Annotated in this window: 11 protein-coding genes; 4 read left to right on the top strand and 7 right to left on the bottom strand. The window is 74.3% G+C overall.

Annotated features, from left to right (window positions below; all coding sequences use genetic code 11):
- The first annotated feature begins 146 nt into the window (after nucleotides 1–146).
- On the top strand, nucleotides 147–428 hold the full coding sequence (locus ACFQ9Z_RS02355) for an SHOCT domain-containing protein (protein ID WP_383010300.1): 282 nt from the start codon (nucleotides 147–149) through the stop codon (nucleotides 426–428).
- Between the two features lie 134 nt (nucleotides 429–562).
- On the opposite strand, the gene ACFQ9Z_RS02350 is transcribed toward ACFQ9Z_RS02355, so the two are convergent.
- Nucleotides 563–1,216: an ATP-binding protein gene (locus ACFQ9Z_RS02350; protein WP_383009760.1), complete on the bottom strand. Its 654-nt coding sequence runs from the start codon at nucleotides 1,214–1,216 to the stop codon at nucleotides 563–565.
- A 205-nt stretch (nucleotides 1,217–1,421) separates the two neighbouring features.
- Entirely contained in the window at nucleotides 1,422–1,745 is a 324-nt protein-coding gene (locus tag ACFQ9Z_RS02345) for a hypothetical protein (RefSeq protein ID WP_143628848.1), read from the bottom strand.
- Between the two features lie 381 nt (nucleotides 1,746–2,126).
- Between ACFQ9Z_RS02345 and ACFQ9Z_RS02340 the strand changes: the two genes are divergently transcribed.
- Nucleotides 2,127–3,251, top strand: a complete 1,125-nt coding sequence (locus tag ACFQ9Z_RS02340) for a PLP-dependent cysteine synthase family protein (RefSeq protein ID WP_383009758.1) — start codon at nucleotides 2,127–2,129, stop codon at nucleotides 3,249–3,251.
- A 16-nt stretch (nucleotides 3,252–3,267) separates the two neighbouring features.
- Here the strand turns inward: ACFQ9Z_RS02340 and ACFQ9Z_RS02335 are convergent, their stop codons facing one another.
- Nucleotides 3,268–4,098: a DeoR/GlpR family DNA-binding transcription regulator gene (locus tag ACFQ9Z_RS02335; protein ID WP_383009756.1), complete on the bottom strand. Its 831-nt coding sequence runs from the start codon at nucleotides 4,096–4,098 to the stop codon at nucleotides 3,268–3,270.
- Nucleotides 4,099–4,404: 306 nt separating this feature from the next.
- On the opposite strand from ACFQ9Z_RS02335, the gene ACFQ9Z_RS02330 reads away from it, so the two are divergent.
- On the top strand, nucleotides 4,405–6,726 hold the full coding sequence (locus tag ACFQ9Z_RS02330; RefSeq protein ID WP_383009754.1) for a hypothetical protein: 2,322 nt from the start codon (nucleotides 4,405–4,407) through the stop codon (nucleotides 6,724–6,726).
- A 21-nt stretch (nucleotides 6,727–6,747) separates the two neighbouring features.
- On the opposite strand, the gene ACFQ9Z_RS02325 is transcribed toward ACFQ9Z_RS02330, so the two are convergent.
- From ACFQ9Z_RS02325 to ACFQ9Z_RS02310, 4 genes are all read right to left on the bottom strand, one after another.
- On the bottom strand, nucleotides 6,748–9,189 hold the full coding sequence (locus ACFQ9Z_RS02325; protein ID WP_383009752.1) for a right-handed parallel beta-helix repeat-containing protein: 2,442 nt from the start codon (nucleotides 9,187–9,189) through the stop codon (nucleotides 6,748–6,750).
- A gap of 111 nt (nucleotides 9,190–9,300) precedes the next feature.
- A complete protein-coding gene (locus tag ACFQ9Z_RS02320) occupies nucleotides 9,301–9,906 on the bottom strand; it encodes a hypothetical protein (protein ID WP_383010298.1) in 606 nt (201 codons plus the stop codon).
- A 154-nt stretch (nucleotides 9,907–10,060) separates the two neighbouring features.
- Nucleotides 10,061–10,885 carry an MOSC domain-containing protein gene (locus tag ACFQ9Z_RS02315; protein WP_383009750.1) on the bottom strand — a complete coding sequence of 275 codons (825 nt, stop codon included), beginning with the start codon at nucleotides 10,883–10,885 and terminating at the stop codon, nucleotides 10,061–10,063.
- Between the two features lie 42 nt (nucleotides 10,886–10,927).
- Complete coding sequence (locus ACFQ9Z_RS02310; protein WP_383009748.1) at nucleotides 10,928–11,356, bottom strand: DUF6643 family protein; 429 nt, start codon at nucleotides 11,354–11,356, stop codon at nucleotides 10,928–10,930.
- A gap of 306 nt (nucleotides 11,357–11,662) precedes the next feature.
- Between ACFQ9Z_RS02310 and ACFQ9Z_RS02305 the strand changes: the two genes are divergently transcribed.
- Entirely contained in the window at nucleotides 11,663–12,991 is a 1,329-nt protein-coding gene (locus ACFQ9Z_RS02305; protein ID WP_383009746.1) for a TerD family protein, read from the top strand.
- The last annotated feature ends 1 nt before the right edge of the window (nucleotide 12,992 follow it).

Genomic DNA, 12,992 nt, shown 5'->3' with positions numbered 1-12,992 from the left:
CGGTCGGCGGGGAGCAGCCGGGCCCCTCTCGCGTACTCCCGCGGAGGTACGCGCACTGCCGCCGGCCGCACGACGACCCGGGCCCCTGTCGGGGGGAGTCTCGTGGCAGTACCCGAGGACCCGAGACGACGACGGAGATGAACGAGATGCAGACCCTGGCGAACTGGGACGGCGGGCCCGGCCCGTGGATCCTCTTCTTCCCGCTGATCTGGGCGGCCGTCGTGATCGGCGCCGTCACCGTGCTGCGCCGCACCGCCTGGCGGACGAGGCGCCCCTGGCGGCCGGTCGCCGGCGGCCGGCCGGCGGGCGACGCGCCGCTCGCGGTGCTCGGCCGCCGCTTCGCCTCCGGCGAGATCGACGAGGAGGAGTACTGGCGCCGGATGTCCGTCCTGGAGGAGCACTTCGGCCGCAAGGACGGCGCCGCCTGACGTGCGGGCGACACCGGCAGGACGCACCGCCGGCGTCGCCCGCACGCCCGCGTGGTGAAGGGGGCGCGACGGCGTTCCCGCCCGCGCCCCGCCGGCCGTGACAGCCTCGGCGCCGAGGTGGCGTCACCGCCCGGTCAGCCGGGAACGGCCGACCGGGCGGGAGCGGTTGCCGCGGCCGAGGCGCGGGCCACGGCGGGGGCGGGCGTCGCGGCGACCGGCGTGGGCGTGACCGGCATGGGCGAGGCCGTGACCGGCCTGGGCGCGGTGGTGACCGGCGTGGCCGCCACCGGGACCGGCCGTGCCTCGGCGAGCCGGGGCACGGGCTGCCGGTCGGCCGCGGGGCGCGGCGAGCGGGCCGGCTGCCGGAGTGCCGCGGACGGTGCGGGCAGGGTGAACCACACGACCTTGCCGTCGTCGCCTTCGGGGCGCGCGCCCCAGCTCTCGCTCATCGCGGCCACCATCGCCAGTCCCCGCCCGCAGGTGGCCAGCGGGACCAGCTCCGGCGCGCCGGCGTCGTCGGGGACCACGGGCAGGCGCGGATCGTGGTCGCGCACCGAGACCGTGAGCCGGCCGGCCTGCAGTTCCAGCTCGACCGTGCACGACTTGTCGGGCCGGGCGTGCCGGTGGACGTTGCTGAGCAGCTCGGTCACGCCGAGCGCTGCCCGGTCGATCAACGGGTCCATATGCCAGTAGCGCAACTGCGCAGATACGATTCTGCGGACCTGGCCGATCCGCGACGGCAGGGCTTGGAGCTCCACCGTGCAGTGCCTGCTTGAGTGACTGATCACGGCTGCGACTCCCCGATGTGAGGTCCGGAGGAACCGGAGGAACACGGAGAACAACGGATCCAGCAGGGTGCTTGCGTCCAAACGTCCGCCTGCTGTACTGGCCGGCGGGCTGGTTCGCAGCGTTATCGCCGGTAAACCCAGAGTGACGTGAGACCAGCGTGGCGCAGCGGCCGCGTCCCCGCAACTCGCCGCCGTCCGCCGCCGGTCAGCCGCCGCGCCCGGCCGCGCGGCGCACCGCCTCGATGAACCGCCGCGCCGCGGGCGGCCCCGGCTCGCCCGGAGCCGGGTCGTGCTCGCCCAGCGTCAGCGAGTACCGCTTGCCGTTGAGGTCCGCGTGCGCCCGGTCGTCCGGGGCGAACCACGGCTTGGACGCCCGTACCGCCTGCACCGGCGCGCTGTCGATCTCGCTGCCGTAACTGGTCAGCAGCTCCACCCTGCCGTCACTGATCCGGACCTGTCCGGCCCGGGTGAGCGAGCGCAGCCTCTTGCCGATCCGCACGCCCTTGGCCGTGAACTCCGGCTCCGCCATTTCCCGCCGCCCCCTCGTGCGCGTACTCCGCCGCGATGCCGGACCCCGCGGGGTCCGGATCCGGTCCGTGCCCGGCCGTACCGGCCCGGGCCGGCACAGCGCTGTGATCCAGTGTGCGCCGCCGTCCGGGTCGGTCGTCCCGTTCGCTGCAGTCTGCCCCGGCGAGGTCCGGGAGCACCAGTGCGCAGGGGGAGCGCGCGAGGGGCGCCCGGAGCACTCGCGCCAATGCGCCCCGAGGTGCGCGGCGCGGCTGTGTCCCAGCGTCCCTTTGAGTGGCCCAAAGATGCGTTTATGCAGGTGGGAAGAGGTGTGGAAGGTGCCTATGATGCGAGATGCCGGCCGCCGGAGGCGCCGTCGGCGCTCAGCGTAAGGAGCCCCGCCGTGAGCACCACCCCACAGATCCGGACCGGCGCCACCCTGGACGTCGACCGCAGTGACTCCGCCTACCGTGGCTGGCTGAAAGACGCCGTCCGCAAGGTCCAGGCCGACGCCAACCGCTCGGCGGACACGCACCTGCTGCGCTTCCCGCTGCCCGAGCGGTGGGGCATCGACCTCTACCTGAAGGACGAGTCGACGCACCCCACCGGCAGCCTCAAGCACCGGCTCGCCCGCTCCCTGTTCCTGTACGGCCTGTGCAATGGCTGGATCCGGCCGGACCGCCCGGTGATCGAGGCCTCCAGCGGATCGACGGCCGTCTCCGAGGCCTACTTCGCCAAGCTGGTCGGCGTGCCCTTCATCGCGGTCATGCCGCGCACCACGAGCGCCGAGAAGTGCCGCCTGATCGAGTTCCACGGCGGGCAGTGCCACTTCGTGGACGACTCCCGGAAGATGTACGAGGAGTCCGCCCGCCTCGCGGCGGAGACCGGCGGCCACTACATGGACCAGTTCACCTACGCCGAGCGGGCCACCGACTGGCGCGGCAACAACAACATCGCCGAATCCATCTTCCGCCAGCTTAAGTTGGAGCGGTTCCCGGAACCCGCCTGGATCGTCGCCACGGCCGGCACCGGCGGCACCTCGGCCACCCTCGCGCGCTACGTCCACTACATGCAGTACGACACCCGCGTCTGCGTCGCCGACCCCGACAACTCCTGTTTCTTCGAGGGCTGGACCACCGGCGATCCGGACGTCACCTGCGACTGCGGCTCCCGGATCGAGGGCATCGGCCGGCCCCGCATGGAGCCCAGCTTCGTGCCCGGCGCGATCGATCGGATGATGAAGGTCCCGGACGCGGCCAGCGTGGCCGCCGTGCGCGCGCTGGAGCGGGCCATCGGCCGCAAGGCGGGCGGCTCGACCGGCACCGGCCTGTGGAGCGCGCTGAAGATCGTCTCCGAGATGGTGGCCGAGGGCCGCACCGGCAGCGTCGTCACCCTGCTGTGCGACCCGGGGGACCGCTACCTGGACAAGTACTACTCCGACTCCTGGCTGGAGGAGCAGGGCCTGGACATCGCCCCGTACACCTCGGCGATCGAGTCGCTGCTGGCCACGGGGGTCTGGCCGGACTGAGGACCGGCCCGCGCCGTCAGACCTCCTCGTCGTCCTCCGTCTCGCCCGCCACCACCAGCCGGTGCAGATGCTCGGCGATCTCCGCGCGCGCCTCGGCGGGCAGACCCGCGTCGGTGACCAGCGTGTCTACCTGCGCCAGCCCGGCGAACGAACTCAGGCCCACCGTGCCCCACTTGGTGTGGTCGGCCACCACCACGACGCGGCGCGCCGACTGCACCAGCCGGCGGTTCGTCTCCGCCTCGGCGAGGTTCGGCGTGGACAGACCGGCCTCCACCGATATCCCGTGCACCCCGAGGAAGAGCAGATCGAAGTGGAGGGCCGCGATCGCCTGGTCGGCCACCGGGCCCACGAGCGAGTCGGACGGGGTGCGCACCCCGCCGGTCAGCACCACCGTCGCCGCGCCCGGCCGCTGCCCCGAGGTGCGCTGAGCGGCGTGGAAGACGTCGGCGACCCGCACCGAGTTCGTCACCACGGTCAGGTCCGGCACCTCCAGCAGGTGCTGCGCGAGCGCGTAGGTCGTCGTGCCGCCGGACAGGGCGATCGCCGTGCCCGGGGCGACCAGCCGGGCGGCGGAGCGCGCGATGTCCTCCTTGGCGGTCAGCTCCAGAGCCGACTTGGCCTCGAAACCGGGCTCGTGCGTGCTCGCCTCGACCACCGGGACCGCGCCGCCGTGCACCTTCTCCAGCACGCCCTGACGGGCCAGCGCGTCCAGATCCCGCCGCACGGTCATGTCGGACACGCCGAGCTTGCGGGTCAGTTCATTGACCCGGACACCGCCCCGGCGCCGGACCTCGTCCAGGATCAGGGCGCGGCGCTGCTCCGCGAGGAGGTTCTGATTCTCGCTCACGTACGCTCCGGTCCCTTCGCCGCGATCCGTCGTCCGAGCCGCCCACCGCACCGGCTCCGACCTGGAGCTTCCAGCGGTCCCGGGTGCACGGGCGTCCCATCTTTTCACGGGACGGCGGCAGCCGCGCCACCGCCTTTCCCGACGCGCGCATGCCATTCCGGTCGGCCCCGGCGCCGGGGACCCTGGCCGCTGTCACACGGATCGGGGAGATTCCGTGCCGAGAGGTGTACGGGCACCCCGGAACGGAGAACCTGAAGCCCGCGTGGACAGTGGCCCAGCAGGCGCGTCACGGGGGAAGTGCGAACAGTGGAACCTGCGCAGGAACGCATCGCCGGTCCGGAACCGGACGGCTCCGCCTTACCGCCCGCACCGGCCGGCGCCGAGCTGGAACTCCTGGTGCACGGGGTCGGCGGCACCACACCCGAGAAGATGCTCGACGACCCGCGCACCGTCCGGATCACCGGCGACGACACGGCCGCGATCTTCCGGCGCGCCGCCGACGCCGGGGAACCGGCGGATCCGGCCCGCCGTCGCGGCGAACCGGTCCAGGAGGCGTACGTCTGGTGCAACCTCACCTCCGGTGACGGCACGCGCGCCCTGTGGCTCCTGCTGCTGCCCTTCATGGTGGTCAACCTCGCCCACTGGATGCGCCCCGCCGCCCAGGGCCGCAGGCGCACCGTCCGGCTCTACGGCCTCCTCGTACGGCTGGTCGCGCTCACCCTGACCGTGCTGTTCACCGCCGCGGCCTCGGAGGTAGCGCTCGACCTGGTCGCCTGGCAGTGCGCGGGCGTCGCGGACTGCGCCCGCCGCCACACCTGGCTGGGCTTCCTGTCACCGGCCGTGGCCGGCGACGCCTGGTGGACCGCGCCCGGGCGCCGCCTGATGCTCGCCGCACTGGTCCCGGCCGCGCTGACCGCCCTGCTCTGGTACCTCTCGCACCGCACCTGGAACGCCTACGAGTCCCACCAGCCCCTGTCCCGCGACCCCGAACCGGAGACCGACGCGGGCGCCCTGGCCCGGCCCGGCTTCTGGTACGGGCGCCGGCTGGTGGCCCGGCTCCGCGCCGCCCACACCGCCGCCGGCCTGCTCACGGTCGCCGCCGCCGTGGCCACGCCCACGATCCGCTACGACCACCGTCCCGGCGGCCCGGCCGCCCTGAACGTGCTCGGCTGGCTTCTCGCCGCCGCCCTGCTCGGCTGCGCGGGCGCCGTGGTGGGCGTCGTCTGCCGCCGCGGCCGCAGCGAGCGGTGCCCCGACCACACGCTCGACCGCCACCTCGTACGCCGTCTGCCGCTCGGCGCCCTCGCCCTGCTGCTGCTCACCCTGGTCCACGCCGGCTGGTCCCGCCCCGGGTGGCGGTCCACCGGCCGGCTGCCCGGCGACGCGGCCTTCGGCGCCCTCATGCTGACCCAGGGACTGCTCGTCGTCGTCCTCGCCGTCGTCGCCCACGACCTCCACCGCAGGCGCCCCGACCCGCGCGCCGCGGGACGTGGCCTCGGCGGGCCGGCGGTGGCCCTGCTCGCCTGCGCGCTGGGCGGTGTGATGTCCGGCGGCGTCGCGCAGCGCGTCGCCGACTGGCTGGACGGCACCCGCTCCCTCCTCGACGGGCCGCCAGTGCTTCTGACCTGGCAGGCCTCCGTCATCCCGCCGCTGCTCGCGGTACTGCTCCTGCTCGCCGCCCACCTGGCCCGGCGCACCGCGCGGCTCGCCCGCGCCGAACGCGACCGGGTACGGCACGAGCATCCCGGCGAGCCCGAGGATCCCGCCCGCACCCGCCGCATCGCCCACTCGCGCGTCATGGCCGCCCTCACCGACCGGGCGCCGCTGGTCGTCGGCGTGCTCTGCGCCACCACCCTGCTGCTGGGCGCCGCCGCGCTGGCGGGCGCCCTGGCCACCGGCGAGCCGCCCGAAGGGGCTGCCCGGCGCACGTACGACGTCGTGCGGGCGGCCGCCGAGACCTCACAGGCGCTGGGCTCCTGGCTGATCGGGCTCGGCTTCCTGTTGTTCGTCACCTGGGGCCGGCGCGCCTACCGGGACGCCTCCGCCCGGCGCACCATCGGCATCCTCTGGGACGTCGGCACCTTCTGGCCGCGCGCCGCACACCCCTTCGCCCCGCCCTGCTACGCCGAGCGCGCCGTGCCCGACCTGACCTGGCGGATGGCGACCTGGACCGCGCGCACCGGCGGCCGGCTGGTCCTGTCCGGCCACTCCCAGGGCAGCGTCCTGGCCGCGTCCGCCGCCTGGCAGCTCAGTCCGTCGGCCCGCAAACGGGTGGCCCTGCTGACCTACGGCTCCCCGCTGGAGCGTCTCTACGGCCGCTGGTTCCCGGCCCACTTCGGGCCGGCGTCGCTGGCCGCGCTGCACCGGGACGTCGCCTGCTGGCGCAACCTGCACCGCCCCACCGACCCCATCGGCGGCCCGGTCCGGCTCCCCGGCGCATGCGGCCCCGAGGTGGACCACGAACCCCTGCGCGACCCCCTCGCCTACGGCCGCACCCCCGAGCACCCGCTCCCGGCCCCGATCCTCGGCCACTCGGACTACCAGGCGGATCCGGCCTTCGCCCGCGAACGGGCCCGCCTGCTGGCCCGGCTGCGGCCGGAGCTGCCCGCCCAGCGCCCGCAGCCGTGACGGCCCGCGCCGGGCGCCAGGTCAGGGCAGCTCCGGCAGGTCCTCCCCGTAGAGCAGGGTCAGGTCGTCGGTGCTGGGCTCCTCGAGCTGGGCGACACGGCTCGCGTGCCGTTCCACCATCGCCTCGAAGGTCTGGCGCGCGGTACGTCCGTTGCCGAACGCGGCGCCCTTGGGGATCGCCGTGAAGTACTTCAGCAGCGCCTCCGACGCACCCGGCGCCAGCCGGTACTCGTGCTCGTCGGCCTGCTGCTCGACGATCCTGAGCAGCTCCTCGGGGCCGTAGTCGCCGAAGGTGATGGTGCGTGAGAAGCGGGAGGCGACACCGGGGTTGACGGACAGGAAGCGCTCCATCTCGGCCGTGTAGCCGGCGACGATCACCACCACCGCGTCCCGGTGGTCCTCCATCAGCTTCACCAGCGTGTCGATGGCCTCCTTGCCGAAGTCGCGCCCGGCGTCCTCCGGGGACAGCGCGTACGCCTCGTCGATGAACAGCACGCCGCCGCGGGCCCGCTGGAAAGCCTCCTGGGTGCGGATCGCGGTCGAACCGATGTGCTCGCCGACCAGGTCGACCCGGGACACCTCCACCAGATGGCCCTTCTCCAGCACGCCGAGCGAGGCGAGGATCTCGCCGTACAGCCGGGCGACCGTCGTCTTGCCGGTGCCGGGAGAGCCGGTGAAGACCAGGTGCCGCTTGACCGAGGCCGCCTTCAGACCCGCCTGCTGCCGGCGCCGCCCGACCTCGATCATGTCGGTCAGCGCCCGCACCTCCCGCTTGACGCTCTCCAGGCCCACCAGCGCGTCCAGTTCGCCGAGCACGGCCTTCGAGGACCGGGCCGGCTGCTCCGGCTCGCTCGCGGCGACGGCCGGTTCCGTGTCCAGGACGCGCTGGCCGGGGATCGCACCGAGCAGACCGGCGGACGCGGGGGCCACCGACTGCTCGGCCGTCTCGCGCGGCGCCGGCGGGCGCAGACCGCCGCTCTCGTCGCTGGTGCAGTCCTCCACCACCGGACCCGTCCCGGAGCCCGCGTCCGGCCCGGCGTCCGCGAACTCGTAACCACCGCGCGCGCACCGCTCCGTACGGCACTTGCGCAGCGTCGTACGGCACCCGTCGATCACGTGGAAGCCGTAGCCGCCGCTGCCGGTGACCCGGCAGTTCACGAAGCTGCCCCGGCCGCCCGCGGACACGTAGAAGCCGGCCTCGGCGGGGGAGTCGACCGTGCACCGCTCGACGGTGGGGTCGGCGCCCTTGGTGACGATCACGCCGGTCTGGGTGCCGTCCAGGGTGCAGTTGCTGAGGTTGCCGCCGCTGCCGTGGTCGCGGAACCAGGCACCGGTGGCCGCCTCCCGGATCCGGCAGTCGTCGAGCTGCGCGGTGGCGCCGTCGCTCACCGACACCGCCGTGTTGCGCACCTGGAACAGGTCGCTGTCCACGACGTCCGCGCGTGAGCCGCGGTCCAGCACGAACAGCGCGTCCGGCACGTCGTGCACCCGGCAGGCGTCGAGCACCGCGGTCGCGCCGTCGCTCACCCACACCGCCGGGTAGTCACCGGTGCTGTCGAAGATCTCGCACTGGTTGGCGTCGACCCGGGTGCCCGGGTCCCACACCGACAGGCCGTTGCGGCCGAACTGGCGGACCGTCGTCCGGGTGAGCGTGAGCACCGAGCGGGAGCGCAGGTCGATCGCGTTCTCCGGGACGTCGTGGATCCGGCAGTCGGCGAGCGTGAGCACCGCGTCGGTGTCCAGCGTGACGCCGTCGGCCGTGGTGCGGTGCAGGTCGCAGTCGGTGAGATGGGCGGTGGCCCGCCCGGTGATCTGCACCCCGGAGCCGCGGACCTCGTACACCTCGCAACCGACCGCCTCCAGCGCCGAGTTCTCCCCGGTCACGGTCAGCCCGTTGCCGGCGGCGTGGTGCACGCGGCAGCGCTCCAGCCGGGGACGGGCGCCGCCGTGGACCGACACCCCGGCCTGACCGGCGGCGACCACCTCGCACTCCTCGAACACCCCGCCGGCGCCGTCGAGTACGACGATGCCGACGCCGGCCGGGTTGTCGACGGTGCAGCGGCGCACGGTCGGGCGCGCCCCGCCGCGCACCTCGATGCCGGCGGCGGACCGGGTGACGATCCGCACGTCCCGCAGCTCGGGCGTGCCCTCCTCCACGAGCAGGGCGGGCGCCGCCGCGTCCTGCCCCTCCACGAGCAGGTCCTGCACCACCGCCGAGGCGCGGACGGTCAGCGGGACGCCGTCGGCCGGCGCGATCCGCACCGAGCCCGGCGCGCCGTCGGGGCCCCGCAGGGTCACCGGCCGCCGTACGACCAGGTTCTCCCGGTAGGTTCCGGGAGCGACGGTGAGCACGTCGCCGTCGGCGGCGGCCTCCAGGGCTGCGGCGAGCGAAGCGTACTCACCCGTGCGGCGACGCCACCGCGAAGTACCGGTGTGCGTCACCTGGACCGTGCCCTGTGCCATGGCGTTGCCGTGCCCCCACCTCGTAGTACGCGGGTTTCGATGCCGAACGCGAGTCGGCCGCTCCACCGTAGCGTGCGCGCGGGCGGTGGGATGACCAGAGGCGCAAGGCCGTCAGCTGCCGGTGCCCGCCTTGCCCCAGTCCGGACCCGCCCGGTCCCAGGCCCGGTCCCAACGCGCGTACCGGCGGCGGACCATGCGCCACACGACCAGGCGCCGGCCGCACTCGACCAGTCCCGCGGTCAGCAACCCGGCGCCCGCACCGGCCAGTACGGCGTGCGTCGTCGCCGTGGGGGAGTCCAGCGGACGGGCCGTCACCCGGCCGTGGCGGTCCGTCCACAGCGCGAAGCGGCCGCCCGGACGCGGTGATCTCAGTTTGGCGAGGGCCGGTCCGCGCCGGTGACCGCCGTCCGGCGCCGTCCAGTCGGCGAGGACGCGGCTGTGGGAGTCCCCCACGGCGCTGGTGTCGGGATCGGTCTCCACCGGGGCGCCGTCGAGCACTCGGACCACGGTCGCCGTGACGAGGCGGCGTTCGTGCTGCTGCTCCCGCGCGGACCGCTGCAGGGAGTCCTGAGCGGTCGCGCCCACCAGGACGCCGGTCACCGGCGCTGCCACGGCGATCAGCACCAGCGCCACCAGGGCCACCCAGGCCTCGGTCAGATCGGTCGCACGGCGCAGCGGATTGCGCCGCCACCGCCACAGGCCGCTGATGGCCCGCACGTCGCCCACCCCCTTCCCGCTCCTCGACGGCCCCCGCCAAGCCGTCTCCCCCTGGCCAGGTCCGGGAGCAGGTCACCTCACCCCGGCACCGGACCGTTCACGCGATCCTCATGGTGTCCCAACGACCGGGCTACGCACCGGAGTTCCCGGGAGGTCAGGACAACACCCGTACCGAGTCGCCCACCCGGACGGTGCCGGGCGCGACCGGCACCAGGTTCTGGCCGAACAGCAGCCTGCCGCCGACTCCGCGGTGCCGGGCCAGGGTGTGCAGGGGTTCACGGCCGCGCCGTGCGGTGTCCTGGTCGGTCGTGGTCACCACGCAGCGCGCACAGGCCTTGGCGACCCGGAAGACCACCTCGCCGATGGCGACGCGGGACCAGTCGTCCTCCGCCCACGGCTCGGTGCCCTCGACGACCACGGTCGGCCGGAATCGATTCATCGGCAGCGGGCCCTCGGCGGCGTGGTCGCCGCGCGCGATCAGCGCGTTGAGGTCGTCGAGGGAGGCGACGGTGGTGAGGAGCAACGGGAAGCCGTCGGCGAAGCTCACCGTCTCGCCCGGCAGCGCGTACTCGGGGTCCAGCGGGCGGCGGGCGGCGGGATCGTCCATGTGGACCAAGTGGACGGCGGCGCCCAGCAGTCCGGAGCACCAGGCGTGGGCGGCGGCGGACGCCGGCACGGCCGGCACCTTCGTGCCGAAGACGCTCGCCGGCACCGTGGCGGCCGGCTCAGGGACCGCGACCTCCAGCGGTTCACGTCCGGGCGCGGACAGACGAACGCCGCCGCCGGGCAAGGGCTCGGCGGCGGCCAGTGCGAGACGCGGCTGCTCGCGTTGGGTGACGACCTTTCCCCCGTCGTCGATCAGTGCCCAGCGCCGGTCCCCGGCCGGCCCCCAGGGCTCCACCACGGCCTCCCGGGGCGAGACGCCCCGGAACGCCTTGACCGGATGGACGTGGATCGACCGCAGTCGTGCGTTCCCCATGCGGCCATCGTGCCAGGTGGCAGCGGTGGCCGGGGCAGCGGGTCAGTAGCCGCGGTACTGCTGGTTGTTGTACGGGTCCTGGTACGGAGCCGGAGCGGGCCGCGGGGCGGCCGGGCGCATCGCCTCGTAGCCGGTACCTCCGGCCATCGGGCGCTGCTGCTGCGGCGCCTGCTGGCCGGGGTAGCCGCGCGGCGCGCTCGCCTGCTGCGGGATGTACGCCGTGGGCGCCTGCTGCAGCGGGGCGGGCTGCGGCGCCTGCGGGTAGCCGTAGGCGGGCATCTGCGGGGACGGGAGCGCGGGCAGCGCCGACGGCAGCGCGGGCAGGCTGCTGCCCACGTCGTACGCGGCGGGGACCCGGATCGGGGCGATCTGCGGGGTGCCCCGCTCGGCCACGAGCGAGTCGTAGATCGGGGTGTCCGGGAAGGAGGCGGAGTAGTAGCCGCCGCCATAAGTGGAGCGGGGGGAGGTCATGGCCATAAGTTAAGCCCACGATGTGCTGGTTGGGGAGACCGATAAGAGGGTTGTTTTCCGTGTCGGCCGTGACGTGGGATCCCCAATACGAGCGAACTCGGCAAAAATGGACGCCGATCGGGGTTTGGATCGTGTAAAGGCCGAGTTCCCAGTGGGTTACCGGCGGTTGACCGGCGATCTCCGCGGGTCTTCCCGCGCCCCTCATGCGCCCGCGGCGCCCCCGGGAATAGGTTGGCGGATAGCGATCAAGCGGGGCGCCCGGGCACGTCCGGGACGCACGCCGACACGTTGGGGGCGGACATGACAATGCCGAAAGGATCGAACGCGCCGGTGCCGACCACGGCCCTGCGCGTCGAATTGGGCTGGCGCCCGGGACCCTCGGTGCCCGACGCGGACGCCTCGGCGCTGCTGCTCGCGTCCGGGAAGGTCCGCTCCGACGGGGACTTCGTCTTCTACAACCAGCCCGCGCACCCCTCCGGCGCGGTCCGCCACGAGGGCAAGCGGACCACCGGCGAGCGGGTCACCGACACCCTCCTCGTCGACCTCACGCGCGTGGAGGGCGGGATCGAGCGGATCGTCCTCGCGGCCTCGGCCGACGGCGGGACGTTCGGACAGGTACCCGGCCTCTACATCGAGGTGACCGAGGAGGCCGGCGGAGCGGTGGTCGCCCGCTTCGACAGCCCCGGCGCGACCTCGGAGACCGCCTTCCTGCTCGGCGAGTTCTACCGGCGCCAGGGCGGCTGGAAGTTCCGCGCCGTCGGCCAGGGCTACAGCAGCGGGCTCGAGGGCCTGGCGACGGACTTCGGCATCACCGTCGACCAACCGCGCCACGCCGCGCCGCCCGCGTCGTCGCCGGCCGCGCCGCCTCCGGCGCCGCTCTCCCCGCCCCTCGTGCCGTCCACGCCCCCCACGCCCGCCACGCCCCCCACGCCCGTCGTGCCGCCGGTGACCGCGCCGCCGCCGGCCACCGCGCCGGTCCCGCCGCCCCCGGCGGCCGCCGAACCGGTCCGGCTCTCCAAGGTCACCCTCACCAAGGCCGCGCCCTCCGTCTCACTGGCCAAGCAGGGCGGCACCTCGGGAGCCATGCGGGTCAACCTGAACTGGCAGGTGCGCAAGCAGTTCCCGGGCCGGCGCGGCCGCTGGGGCGGCGGCCAGGGCGACGTCGACCTCGACCTGTGCGCCCTGTACGAACTCGCCGACGGCCGCAAGGGCGTCGTACAGGCCCTCGGCAACGCCTTCGGCTCCCTGCACCGCCCGCCGTACATCCACCTCGACGGCGACGACCGCACCGGCGCGACGGCGAGCGGCGAGAACCTCACCGTCAACCTCGACCACACGCGGGACTTCCGGCGCATCCTCGTCTTCGTCACCATCTACGAGGGCGCCACCTCCTTCGCCGACCTGCACGCCACGGTCACCCTGCGGCCCCAGCACGGCGCCCCCGTCGACTTCTCGCTGGACGAGTGCACGGTCCCGTCCACGGTCTGCGCGCTCGCCCTGATCACCAACACCGGCGGCGACCTCGTCGTCCGGCGCGAGGCGCGGTACCTGGTGCCCGACCGGGGGGTGAGCCCGCAGCGGACCATAGACCGCGCCTACGGATGGGGCATGAACTGGACCCCCGGCCGCAAGTGAC

This window comes from Streptomyces sp. NPDC056580 (assembly GCF_042793175.1).
Taxonomy (GTDB): Bacteria; Actinomycetota; Actinomycetes; order Streptomycetales; family Streptomycetaceae; genus Streptomyces.
This window is presented reverse-complemented; position numbering and strand designations above follow the sequence as displayed.